The organism is Clostridium saudiense, assembly GCF_000577815.1.
Taxonomy (GTDB): domain Bacteria; phylum Bacillota; class Clostridia; order Clostridiales; family Clostridiaceae; genus Clostridium; species Clostridium saudiense.
Window position 1 is genome coordinate 1 of the sequence record NZ_CBYM010000025.1, and the last position, 13,156, is coordinate 13,156.

13 protein-coding genes are annotated in these 13,156 nt (G+C 28.1%); all 13 read right to left on the minus strand.

The features are described 5' to 3' along the window. Positions 1 to 262: 262 nt before the first annotated feature. On the minus strand, positions 263 to 664 hold the full coding sequence (locus tag TY07_RS11805; RefSeq protein WP_042400035.1) for a S1 domain-containing RNA-binding protein: 402 nt from the start codon (positions 662 to 664) through the stop codon (positions 263 to 265). 88 nt (positions 665 to 752) lie between these two features. Continuing rightward, on the minus strand, positions 753 to 1,034 hold the full coding sequence (locus tag TY07_RS11810; protein ID WP_042400039.1) for an FtsB family cell division protein: 282 nt from the start codon (positions 1,032 to 1,034) through the stop codon (positions 753 to 755). A 78-nt stretch (positions 1,035 to 1,112) separates the two neighbouring features. Then, on the minus strand, positions 1,113 to 1,505 hold the full coding sequence (gene yabQ / locus TY07_RS11815) for a spore cortex biosynthesis protein YabQ (protein WP_042400042.1): 393 nt from the start codon (positions 1,503 to 1,505) through the stop codon (positions 1,113 to 1,115). A gap of 9 nt (positions 1,506 to 1,514) precedes the next feature. After that, positions 1,515 to 1,808 carry a sporulation protein YabP gene (yabP, locus tag TY07_RS11820; protein WP_042400046.1) on the minus strand — a complete coding sequence of 98 codons (294 nt, stop codon included), beginning with the start codon at positions 1,806 to 1,808 and terminating at the stop codon, positions 1,515 to 1,517. A 52-nt stretch (positions 1,809 to 1,860) separates the two neighbouring features. Further along, complete coding sequence (locus TY07_RS11825; RefSeq protein WP_042400050.1) at positions 1,861 to 2,121, minus strand: RNA-binding S4 domain-containing protein; 261 nt, start codon at positions 2,119 to 2,121, stop codon at positions 1,861 to 1,863. Between the two features lie 75 nt (positions 2,122 to 2,196). Further along, a complete protein-coding gene (locus TY07_RS11830) occupies positions 2,197 to 2,472 on the minus strand; it encodes an HU family DNA-binding protein (protein WP_042400053.1) in 276 nt (91 codons plus the stop codon). Between the two features lie 253 nt (positions 2,473 to 2,725). Continuing rightward, positions 2,726 to 4,174 carry a bifunctional methyltransferase/pyrophosphohydrolase YabN gene (gene yabN / locus TY07_RS11835; RefSeq protein WP_042400056.1) on the minus strand — a complete coding sequence of 483 codons (1,449 nt, stop codon included), beginning with the start codon at positions 4,172 to 4,174 and terminating at the stop codon, positions 2,726 to 2,728. 20 nt (positions 4,175 to 4,194) lie between these two features. Then, positions 4,195 to 5,724, minus strand: a complete 1,530-nt coding sequence (locus tag TY07_RS11840; RefSeq protein WP_042400060.1) for a putative polysaccharide biosynthesis protein — start codon at positions 5,722 to 5,724, stop codon at positions 4,195 to 4,197. A gap of 115 nt (positions 5,725 to 5,839) precedes the next feature. Further along, positions 5,840 to 6,388: a stage V sporulation protein T gene (gene spoVT / locus TY07_RS11845; RefSeq protein ID WP_042400064.1), complete on the minus strand. Its 549-nt coding sequence runs from the start codon at positions 6,386 to 6,388 to the stop codon at positions 5,840 to 5,842. Between the two features lie 293 nt (positions 6,389 to 6,681). Further along, positions 6,682 to 7,695, minus strand: a complete 1,014-nt coding sequence (locus TY07_RS11850; protein WP_042400067.1) for a peptidylprolyl isomerase — start codon at positions 7,693 to 7,695, stop codon at positions 6,682 to 6,684. An 84-nt stretch (positions 7,696 to 7,779) separates the two neighbouring features. After that, positions 7,780 to 11,304, minus strand: a complete 3,525-nt coding sequence (gene mfd, locus TY07_RS11855; RefSeq protein ID WP_042400169.1) for a transcription-repair coupling factor — start codon at positions 11,302 to 11,304, stop codon at positions 7,780 to 7,782. Between the two features lie 24 nt (positions 11,305 to 11,328). After that, entirely contained in the window at positions 11,329 to 11,904 is a 576-nt protein-coding gene (pth, locus tag TY07_RS11860) for an aminoacyl-tRNA hydrolase (protein WP_042400072.1), read from the minus strand. A gap of 98 nt (positions 11,905 to 12,002) precedes the next feature. Then, positions 12,003 to 13,136 (minus strand): S1C family serine protease, encoded by a 1,134-nt coding sequence (locus TY07_RS11865; RefSeq protein ID WP_042400075.1) that lies wholly within the window; start codon positions 13,134 to 13,136, stop codon positions 12,003 to 12,005. Between the last annotated feature and the right edge of the window lie 20 nt (positions 13,137 to 13,156).

The following is a 13,156-nucleotide window of genomic DNA, read 5'->3' on the forward strand; positions in this document are numbered from 1 at the left end:
ATTTCGTCGCCGTCATCTGACGACAAAATTAATTATATAGTATGAACATAATACTGTCAACATTTTTTTCACTTTTTTTTATTTTTATTTCATTTTCTATCTAAAGCCAGTAAAATAGCCACTTCCAACTGATTTATTTTCTATACTTTTTTATATTTTTTATATTTTTTTATTATTTTTTATAAAAAAATTTAATAAAAAAAGAGAAAGATAAGTGATTATCCATTCTCTCTAATATATAAAACTTATATAACGGTTCTAATTAAAAACTCTTTTTAGATCTTCCTTTAAATTCTTGATGCTTTTTAAAATCTTGTTGTCTTTCTTCACTATCCTTTAAGAATCTAGACATAATATCTTCAAAGTTTGCTGGTGCAGCTTTTTTCTTTTCAGATGTCCATTCAATTTCTGCAGGTTTTACAGATTTTTTCTTAACGTTAGCTTGCTTAATTGATAAACTAATTTTTCCATTATCATCAATTGATATAACTTTAACCTTTACCTTATCTTGTTCATTAAGATGTTGTCTTATATCCTTAACAAAAGAATCTGCAACTTCTGAAATATGAACTAAACCTGTTTTACCTTCTATCTCTACAAAAGCTCCGAAGTTTGTAATATTTACCACTGTACCCTCTAATATGTTTCCTGCCATTAAGGTCATTTTACAAAGAATCCTCCTTAAAATTAAAAATAATCTATGTCATTAATAATAATAACCATATTAATAGAAATTTAAACTTAAACCAATACTATTCTACCTCATTACTTGGAATAATTTGCTGCTCACCTTCTTTTATTAATCCTAGCCTCTCTCTAGCTAGTTTTTCTAGATACTCATTATTACTTTGAGCCCTATCTAGTTCTGCTTGCAACTTAATATTTTTTTCTTTTAATTCCTCTAATTCTTGGGCTTGAGTAGAAATATCACTCTTTATTCTTTTTAGTACAATAACTTGTTTTATTACACTTATACTAAAAAATCCAATAACTAAAACAATAATAATTCCTTTAAGGTTTACGTTTTTTTTCATAAAATAGTACCCTCTTTATATTATTCTATAAATATATTGTAAACCACTCTACATAATTAATTCAAGATATTTTTTATACTAATTGTTTTTTCCTGTAATATTGTGAAATATTACTTTAAATGGATAAATAAAATTTTTAAATATTACTCTAAACATTTTTCCTAAAGCACTTATAAGCTTTAACTCAAATTTAATACATATATTACTAATAAACCTTATGTATAAGGTCAACGAAATAATCATAAATATATAAACATAAGCTCCTAAAAAAGCATAATTAGTATAAAGGAGGAATGTAAAAACTGCCATAGCCGCTAGTATCCAAAACAATATATCTTCAATTGCAATTACAATTTTATTTACATTGCTACCTCTTATTATTCTATATAAGTCAAACATTGCTCCGGTTAGTATACCAGCTAACATTGCATAAAGTATAATACTAAATTGTACATCTGTTTTTAATGGCATAATAACCTCCTATTTAAAAAGCCTTCCAATTATGCTTTCTTTTTCTTTTTTAACTTCTTTTCCACTATAAACGATATAATATATTTCTCCATTAATCATTACATCGCCATTCTGTACATCAAGCTTATTCATTTTCAAATTTTGACCCTTTATCGTTAATGCTCCAAGCTTAGTATTAAGTAATATCTTTTCATCATCAAAGCTAATTACTTCCTCTACTCCAGTTAATGTCATTTTCTTTCTGTTTTCTAATATAATATTTCCTCTATTATCCTCTATACTACCCTCTAATTTTTTCTCCATTATTTACTCCTCCATATATTTCTTGATTAAATATATGAAGTATTATTAAAAATTATTCTTGATCTTCTACACCTTCTAAAATCTCATACATTTCTTTAGCATTTTCTTTTCTCACATGATCAGCAATATTAATAATTCTTGCCTTAAGCTTTCTATTTGCAAAAGTAATTTCTATTATATCTCCTTCATTTACATTAGTTGATGGTTTTGCTACCTTATCATTAATTGAAACTCTTCCGCCTTCACAAGCTTCCTTAGCCACTGTTCTTCTTTTTATTATTCTTGATACTTTTAAATATTTATCTAATCTCATATAATATTCCTCCACATAAGTTCATTAATTTTAGGTATTAAAAAGCCCGAGATAACTCGGGCTTAAAAATTATAATTACTTATTAACTCTCTCTTTAAATTCCTTACCTGCTTTAAATACTGGTACAGTAGAAGCTGGAATGTTTATAGTTTCTTTAGTTCTTGGGTTTCTTCCTTCTCTAGCTGCTCTTTCTCTAGTTTCGAAAGTACCAAATCCAACTAATTGAACTTTTTCCCCATTTTCTAAAGCTTCTTGAACTGAATCAATGAATGCTTTTAATGCAGTTTCTGCATCTTTCTTTGTTAATTGGCTTTTTTCTGCCATGCTAGTAATTAATTCTGCTTTATTCACGATTTACATCCTCCTTAAATAAACAGTTAAAAATATTGTAGTTAACTATTTTTAATTATGTACTATAACTACATTACCTTATTATATATCCACTTTATTCAGTAGTCTATAGTAATACGGGCTTTTTTCTATAAAAATATATTTATTACAACTTTTTCTTGTAGTATAGTCATTTTTATATTCCTCTTCTTAAAATATTCTGCACAAACTATAAAAATCCTTCTATAAATGCAGAAATTCTCTATCTTTTCTGTTAATCGTACTTTTTTGAATCTTCCCATAAAGCATTCATTTCATCTAATGTAGAGTCGTTTAAATTTTTGTCTTGCTTTAATAAATTTTCCTCAACAAATTTAAATCTTTTAACAAACTTTTTGATTGATTTATTTAATGCTTCTTCTTCATCAACATTTAATAATCTAGCTACGTTAACACAAGCAAATAATAAATCACCAACTTCATTTATTATTTTTTCCATATTATTGGATTTATATACATCTAATACTTCATTTATTTCTTCTTCTATTTTTTTAACAGCTTCATTTACATCTTCAAAATCAAATCCAACCTTTGAAACCTTTTTTTGTACCTTGTGTGCTTTAGTTAATGCAGGTAATGTCTTTGCTATTCCCTCAATTTCTTCAGTAAGAGTTTCATAGTTCTTTTCCTTTTTCTTTAATTCATCCCAATTCTCTAAAACCTCTTTAGATGAATCAGCAACTACATTTCCAAAAACATGAGGATGTCTATAAATCATTTTTGTTGTTATTGCTTCTATAACATCAGATATATTAAAATATCCATCTTCTTTTCCAATTACAGAATGGAATACAACTTGTAATAAAACATCTCCTAACTCTTCTATTAACCCATCTATATTATCATCTTCTATAGCTTCTACAGTTTCGTAAGCTTCTTCTATAAGAGAATTTTTAATACTTTCGTGAGTTTGTTCTCTGTCCCAAGCACATCCATCTTCTCCTCTTAAAATTTCAATTGTATTGATTAAATCATAAAAATCTTTTTTATTATTTATATCCTTAGGAATATATACTGAAGTTAAATAGTCTATATCTTCTTGCATATCTAATTCATATAAAGGAATTTTTCTTATAGATTCTTCTCCTTCTATTCCTGCGGCTCTTACATAGTATATCTCTGTTTCATCATTATAATATTCAAGTAATTCAAGTTTTACTTCAGAAGCAATTAATACATTATATACTTGAGTAATTATAGTACCAATTCTTTTATCCAATATTTGATTTTTTATATCAAACGCATCTATTATCTTTAGTCCTTCTATTGGATCAATTTGAAGCCTATCCATCATAGCATCCACAAAGCTAACTGCAGGTAGTATTTTATATTCTATATTATTTTCATTACATAAGTTAATAAGATTTAAAACTGATCTTTCTGCTACTAAAGGATGTCCTGGAACAGCATAAACTAGTTCACCACATTTTTTATATTCTTCTATCATTTCATTTGCAATATTAGAATATACCTCATCAAAACTACTTCCTTCTTCATAATAATTATCACAAGTCTTAAAAGAAGTTAATCCTTTTTTTAAATAATCAACTGTAGGATGCTTTTCTGTTCTAAAATAAAGGTTTTTACTTTCCTCTAAAGCTCTAACAGCTCCTATCGTTAAAGCATCTGGTGAACCAGGCCCTAATCCAACTATTTTTATCATTGTACAGTACTCTCCTTACATCATTTTCTTACTAATCTATTTTTTATTTCATCAACATTAAATACTTTAAAAAGTAGAATAGCTATTATATATATAATAATACCCATAAATATTGATAATAAGCAAGAAATACTGTTACTGTCTATTTTTTTCATTATAAAATCATAGCTAAATAAGACTACTACTATCATTGCAACTGATGCATATGCCGGCTTTATAAAAGAATCATAAATACTTACTTTACATTTAATTTTACTTTTAAGTGCTATAAGATTTAATATAGTAACTACTACATAAGCAGAAATACTTGCTATTACAGCACCAAAAATATTTATTTCTGGTATTGGAACTAATATTGTAGTTAAGATTACCTTTACAATACATCCTATTACTAGGTTTATAACTGGCCTTATATAATGATTTGTAGCCTGTAAAACAGACGTTGTCGTTTGAGTTACAATAACAAAAGGTATGGATATTGATAAATATCTTAATATTTCAATTCCCTCATATCTATCAAAAAATACTAACTTCATTATAGGTCCTGCTAAACAAAACATTCCTAATGTAGCTGGCAATGCAATAACTGCTGATAATTTCATTGCAATATTAATTTTACTTTGCATTTCTTCTTTTCTGTTTAGTATATAGTTTTCTGCTATTATCGGAATTAATGATGTACAAATTGCTACTGATAATGTTAAAGGTATATTAACTAATACAGCAGCCTTACCAGTAAGTTGTCCATATAAAGCCGTTGCATTTGCAACACCAGATTCAACTAGTTTTTGTGGCACTAATATAGAATCTATTAAATTCATTATTGTTCCTACTGTAGCACCAATAGAAATTGGAATTGCAATCTTTAATATTTTACTTAATAATTCTGGATTAGTTTTAACCCTTCTTATTCCCATTTCCCTTTTTACATGCCTATACTTTATAATCAAATATATTCCTGCAATAAAAGCTCCTCCTGCCGCTCCAAAAGCAGCTCCTCCTGCGGAATATTCAATTCCCTTGCTAAAAAGAAGATAGGCTAGTCCAACTCCAATTATCACTCTTCCTATTTGCTCTAATATCTGTGATACTCCAGACGGTGTCATATTTTGAAGTCCTTGAAAGAAACCTCTAAATATAGTAACAAATGAAACCATCATCGGTGCAAAAGATATACCTATTAATGAGTAATAAGATTTCATATCCCATTTTAAGAAACTAATAATTGGCTTTGCAAAAAAGAATAATATCAATGAAGTTCCTACCCCTAACGTTATCATCAAAAAAGAAGATTCTTTAACAACTTCATAACTTCCTTCTACATCTCCAACAGCATTTTTTTCTGATATCATTTTAGAAACTGCTACCGGAACCCCACTTGCCATTCCTACATAAAACATGTATAAAGGATATGATAATTGATAATATCCAATTCCTTCATCACCAATTAACATAATTAATGGCCATCTAAAGAAAAAGCCTAATACTTTTGCTAACATTCCAGTCATTCCCAATACCAAGCTTCCTTTTATAAGAGATTGCTTCTTCATAAAATACCTCCAAACTCAAATTACTGACTACTACTAATTTTTATTTAAAGCTTAGAGGTATTATTACAAATATTGTATAAATATTTAACAAATATTGTAATATGTCTAGTATTATTTATTGTTCCATTTGCTTTCCTAAGAAAGCTGCTGCAGTTTCAGCTAATTTTAACTCTAAATCTCCAAAAACATCTCCAGATTCTTTTGATACAATAAGCACAGCTCCAATTGCATCACCTTCAGCAATTATTGGTGCTATCACTTGGCTTGTATATTCTCCTGGGTCCTCATCATTATGTAATGGAATTGTTTTACTATTCTCTGTTATGATAGAAGGTTTTCTACCATCCATTATAGATTCTAGTTCTGAACTTATTTTTCTTTCAATATAATCTTTCTTTGTTGCTCCACTTACTGATATAAAGGCATCTTTATCAGCAATTAAAACAATATGTCCAATTGCTTGTTGCAAGCTTTCAGCATACTCCTTAGAAAAATCAGTTAATTCTCCTATTGGTGAGTATTTCTTTAAGATTACACCACCTTCTCTATCTGTAAATATTTCTAATGGATCTCCTTCTCTAATTCTTAATGTTCTTCTAATTTCTTTTGGTATAACTACTCTTCCTAAATCATCAATACGTCTTACTATTCCTGTAGCTTTCATTACTATGAGTTACCTCCTTAATTATGTTATATGATTAACTGCATTATTATTATTTGAAGTATTAGAAATTTTATACACATATACCCAATATTTATCCTCTCCTATCTAAAGAGGAATTATATGAAGTCTATGGTAATTTTACAATTATTAAATTCAAATAATAATTGTGAAAATTTAAAATAATATCTTCCATATCTTCAATAATAAATTTCCCTAAAATTCAATTTATTATTTATAATAATAAAAAAAGCCAAACAAGATTTTTATAATCTTGTTTGACTTTTTACTACAAATTAAAGTCTATCTTCATATAATTTAACATTTAAATCTTTTTTCCATTGTTCTAATGTTGAATTATATACTTCTTCTTTCTTTTGACTTTCTAAAGTTGATTTGATAGTATCTTTTACTTCATCAAGTGGAGTTACTGTATCTTCAGCTTGAACTCCCTCAACCTTTATTATATGGTATCCAAATGAACTTTGAACAGGATCTGAAATTTCACCTTCTTTTAATACTTTAAATCCAGCTAAGAAGTCAGTATCAAAGTTTTCTTGCTCATTTTCAACATATCCTAAATCTTCTGATAATGGGAAAGTTCTTGAAGTTGCATTAGCTTCATACTCTGCATATATATCATCAAAAGTAGCTTCACCAGAATTTATTTTATCCTTAGCTGCTTTTGCTTCTTCTTCAGTTTTAAATAATATATGCTTAGCATTTGCTCCAGCTTTTTTAGTATAATCCTCTATATTTTCATTATAGTAAGTTTCAATATCTTCATCAGTTACAGTAACATCTTTTGTTATTGCCTCAGTAACTTTTTGAACTTTTACTAAATTTTCAAGGAAAGAATTAAATTTCTCATCGCTCATTCTGTAATGTTCTAAAGCTTCCTTTAATTCATCTTCTCCGCCATAAGCCTCAACAAAGTTTTGTCTTTCAGTTTCTATTTCAGTTGCTAATTCTTCATCTGATGGAATATATCCAAGCTCTGTTCCTTTAGTGATTAATACTTTATTATCTACTAATTGTTCAAGAACACTTTGTCTTGCACTCTTTAATTTAGCTTTTAATGTATCATCTATATTATTTTCATAATCTTCACCATAAGTTTCAATTAAATAGTCTATATCAGCCTGTAATTCACTATTTACATCTGCCATAGTAATTTTGTCACTTCCAACCTTCGCCAATACAGTCTTTTGTATAGCTTCTGGAGTTTTTTCTATCATCTTACAACCAGCCATTGAAAATGCCATGACAGCAACTGTTGCAATAGCTACTATATTTTTTATCTTTCTCAATTTATTTCCCTCACTTTACATTCATAATAATTTGTTACATACCCTAGTATATCAGTTATATCCTTTTTATTCAAATTCTACTGTCTATTTTTTACGTGAATTTTTAATTAAATCAGTAAGAAGTTTTTTATAAAAATCTAATATTTCCTCACGCTTAATACTATTTACTTTCACAGCAAAAAATGGAGTTTCTCCAAAGTATAAAACAACATTTTCTTTATATTTTTTCATTAATATGTGATAAATATCATTAACTTTTTTATATCCTTTTGGGAACTTAAATCTTACCTCTTTAGGTGTTTCTTTTATCTCTTCAATTAATAATACTTTAGCTAAACTCTTAACATATGCAATATCCATCAAATTATATACAGCTTCAGGAATTGATGAGTATCTATCCTCTAACTCATCCTTTATATCTTTATAATCATCCATATTTTCAATTGCAGCAATTTTTTTATAAACCTCAATTTTTTGAATTTCATCTTCAATATATGATGATGGAATATATGCATCAACTTTAATATCAACAGTTGTTTCAATAGGTTCTTGTTCTATTTCACCTTTAATTAACTTAACTGTATCTTCAAGCATTCTACAATATAAATCATATCCTATAGCTGCCATATGTCCATGTTGAGATGAGCCCATCATATTTCCGGCTCCTCTTATTTCTAAGTCTCTCATTGCTATTTTAAATCCTGATCCAAGCTCAGTAAAATCCTTCAATGCTTTTAATCTTTTTTCAGCAACTTCTGTTAATACCTTATCTTTAGTATACATAAAATATGCATATGCAATTTTATTAGAACGTCCAACTCTTCCTCTTAATTGGTATAATTGTGATAATCCCATCTTATCAGCATTATTTACTATCATGGTATTTACATTTTGAATATCTATACCTGTTTCTATAATAGTTGTACAGACTAAAACATCATATTCCCTCTGCATAAACTTAATCATTTCAGATTCTAATTCTTTTTCAGTCATTTGCCCGTGAATTATTCCTACCTTACATTCTGGTACTAATTCACTAATATATTTAGCCATTCCTTGTATGCTTTCGACTCTGTTATATACAAAATAAACCTGGCCATCCCTTGCCACTTCTCTTAATATAGCATCTCTGATAAGCTGATCATTTTGCTCTACAACATAAGTCTGAATTGGAAATCTCTCTTCTGGTGGCGTTTCAATAACCGAAATATCCCTAACCCCTGTTAATGACATATGAAGCGTTCTTGGAATAGGTGTTGCACTTAATGTTAATACATCAACATTTTTCTTAATTGATTTTATTTTTTCTTTTTGCGCAACTCCAAATCTTTGCTCCTCATCAACTATTAATAATCCTAGATCTTTAAAAACAATATCCTTTGATACTAATCTGTGAGTTCCTATTAATATATCAACATTACCTTCTTTTAACGCTTGCAACGTTGCTTTTTGCTGCTTAGCTGTTCTAAATCTACTTATCATATCAATTTTCACAGGAAAATCTGAAAATCTTTTAACTAAATTTTTATAATGTTGTTCAGCTAATATTGTAGTTGGAACTAAAAATGCAACTTGTTTTCCATCCATTACAGCTTTAAATGCTGCTCTTATCGCAACCTCTGTTTTCCCATATCCAACGTCACCACAAAGCAATCTGTCCATTGGCTTATCTGATTCCATATCATGCTTTATCTCTTCTAATGAAGATAATTGGTCTGGTGTTTCTTCGTATGGAAACTCATCTTCAAACTGTCTTTGCCATTCAGTATCTTTAGAATATTTATACCCCTTTAAAGCTGCTCTAGCTGCATAAAGTTTTACTAAATCTTCAGCTATTTCATTTATTGATTTTCTTACCTTTGCTTTAGCTTTTTGCCATTCATTTCCACCTAGTTTATTTATTTTAGGGCTTTTTCCTTCACTACCAATATACTTTTGAACTAAATCTAGTTGATCTACTGGTACATAAAGCTTATCACCTTTATCATATACAATATCTAAATAATCTCTTGTATTTCCTGCAATCTCAATTTGCTTTATTCCCTTAAATACACCTATTCCATGATTTGCATGTACAACATAATCTCCAGGTTTTAATTCTGCAAAGCTAGTAATTTTTCCAACGCCCTTTTTCTTACTGCTTTTTTTAGGAAGAGATTTCTTAGCTTCACCAAATACTTCTTTATCCGATATTACACAAACTTTTAAATCTGGATACTCAAATCCCTTTACTAGATTACCAAAAGTAACTACAACTTGCCCTAATTCAATAGAGTCAACATCATCTTTATAAACACTTTCAACATCTCTATCTCTTAATGTCTTTACTAATCTTTCACCTCTAGTTCTAGTTCCAGCTAAGATTAATGTCCTATATCCATTTTCCTTTCTTGATTTTATATCTTCAATCAATAAATCTAATTGCCCATTATAACTATTTGATGTAATTTGCTTAAATTCAATATTTTTTCTTGGATATAATATATCTGTTTTATTTTCAAAAGTATTCAAAGTAATAACGTTTGACTTTTCTAAATTAACTAATAATTCATCTTTATCAATAAGTAATTTGTTTTGTGATGGTAAAATATCCCCTCTTTGAAGAAACGCTAAATAATTTTCATTAAATTCATAGTAGATACTTTCAAGTTTTCCTTCACATCTCTTCAAATCATCAATTACAAATGTATATCCATCCAAATAATCAAAAAGCGACTCTGATTTCTCATAAAAGAAAGGTAAATAACTATCAACAGTTTCAAAAGTAGATGTTTCACTTAACATTTCTAAATTTTTATTTACTATTCTTGATATTTTCTCAATTTGTTCACTATTTTTATTATTTGCCTTTTCTAATATAGAATTTAGCTCACTAATAATTGTGTCGTTAGCTCTTTTTTTTGCTTCTTCATCAACAATTACTTCTTTTGCTGGAAAAATATCAATTGATTTAACTTTTTCAATACTACGTTGTGACTCTATATTAAAAGTTCTAATCGAATCTATTTCATCACCAAACAATTCAATTCTATATGGATAAACAGCTGTAGGAGGGAAAACATCAAGTATCCCTCCTCTAAACGAAAATTCACCTTTACCTTCTACCACTTCAACTCTTTCATATCCACACTCAATTAATTTAGTAGAAATCTCTTTTAAATCTACCTCATCACCATTTTTTATATTAATACTATAACTTAAATATTTTTCTCTTGGTGTATATAATGCTGTCATCGCTTCTATAGAAGTAACTATTATCTTTTTATTTTTATTATTAAGTATTTCTTTTATAACCTTTAGCCTAGCCCATCTTAAATCGCCCGAAATAGCATCAACATTATAAAATACAACTTCTCTTATAGGTAAAAAATACACATTAGTTGAATAAAAACTTAAATCATCATATAAATTTTTAGCTTCTATTTCATTATGTGTTACTACAACTAAGGAATTATCTATTTCATTAGAAATAGCATCTATAATATAACTTTTTCCTGATTCTGATAACCCAACAATATTTATAGGAAAAGTTTTCGTCTTTAATCCCATTGAAATATCAATAAATTTTTCATTTTCAATTAAGGGTTGTAATAGCCCCTGCAATCTCATTGTATCACCTTCCATATTCCCTATTTACTTCTCTTTACCTGCATTAAAACCATTTAATTTATTCATTGCTTCTTTAGTATCTTTACTAATCATTATACTTACAGCATCACTTGAAGCTTTTATTGTTTCCCTTAATATTTCTACTTCATCATCACTAAATTTCCCCAATACATGTGAAACCAAATTCCCTTTAGGTGCACCTACACCAATTTTCACTCTTGGAAAAACATCAGTACCTAAATTAGCTATAATGCTTTTTATTCCATTATGCCCTCCATGACTTCCTTTTTCCCTTATTCTTAGTCTTCCCACTTCTAAACTAATATCATCATAAATTACTATTACTTCTTCGTTGCTTATTTTATAAAAGTTAACTACCTCTCTAATACTTTCCCCACTTAAATTCATATATGTAGTTGGTTTTAATAAAATTACTTTCTTCCCATTTATTAATCCTTCTCCAAATATACCTTTAAATTTTATCCTATTTAATTCTATATTATACTTATCTGCTATATAATCTACTGCAGCAAATCCTATATTATGTCTTGTTCCATCATACTCTTTACCTGGATTTCCTAATCCAACAATTAAAAACATTTAAACTCCTCCGTTACTTCAAATTAGACTATTTTATATTATACCATTTTTTTTAGCAAAAATTTAGACTAATTCCTGTTAGAATTAGCCTAAATCATCTAGCTTAATATTTTAATATCTACATACTTCATTTCGCCGTCACTTAAGACCTTGCAGTGTAATATATCATCTTTTTGTTTATCTTGCAATACTACTATTATATCATCAGCCTCTACAATTTCATGATCATCAATTTCAACAATTATATCTGTGGGTTTAATCCCTGCCATATATGCACTTCCACCTTTAGATAATTCCTGTATGTAAAATCCACTAAATCCCCTTTCCTTATCGACTACAATTCCACCTTCAACTATTCCCAAAAGACTCTTAAATCTATTTGTTGAATTAATCATTTCTTGAAGTTCTTTCATTTGTAATCCATAATAAAGCCCAGATTCATTTTTTTCATTTGTTATAGACAAATGAGCAATACCAACTAATTCACCTTTTGAGTTACAAATAGCTCCTCCAGTATTCTTTTCATCAATGGGTGCACTTATTTGTAATAGAGAATATTTTTTTCCATCTAAATCCCACTTCTCATTCTTTGAAGTTATTATTCCTGGAATCGAACTTCCTATATATTCATCTCCAATTGCATTTCCTAAAACAACAATCACCTGACCTTCTTTTATAGTATTTGAATCGGCTAACTTTATAGGCTTTAATTCTCCATCAAACTCTATTTTTATAACCGCTAAGTCAATACTTTCATCTTCAATCAAAATTTGTGCTTTAATTGGCCTTGATGCAACAGATGATAACTTTACATAAATATCACTTTTTCCTTTTATTGTTGAATAATTAGTTAAAATTATTCCACTATCATCAATTATTATTCCTGTTACATTTCCATCAAAATAACTATTATTATTAAGTTTATCTTCATCATCACTAATAGTAACTAAAGATGGAGATACCTCATTTATAACTTTTGTATAATCTAATATAACATTATCCGCATTATCACTTAATTCTTTTACCTGTTGCATTACTTCCCCATATTTATTTTTAACATTTATTCCTGAAATAATTGCCCCTAAAAAACTAGCTGTAACAAGATATAGAATTATTTTAACGCCTATCTTAACTCTTGCTTGAGTAGTATTTTTTTTCTCAAAAATTATATTAGCTATCCTATCTTGTGGAGTTCGTGATATTTTTCTTTCTTTACTTCTTCCAAACTTCATATCTTCCTCCAAGCATTTAT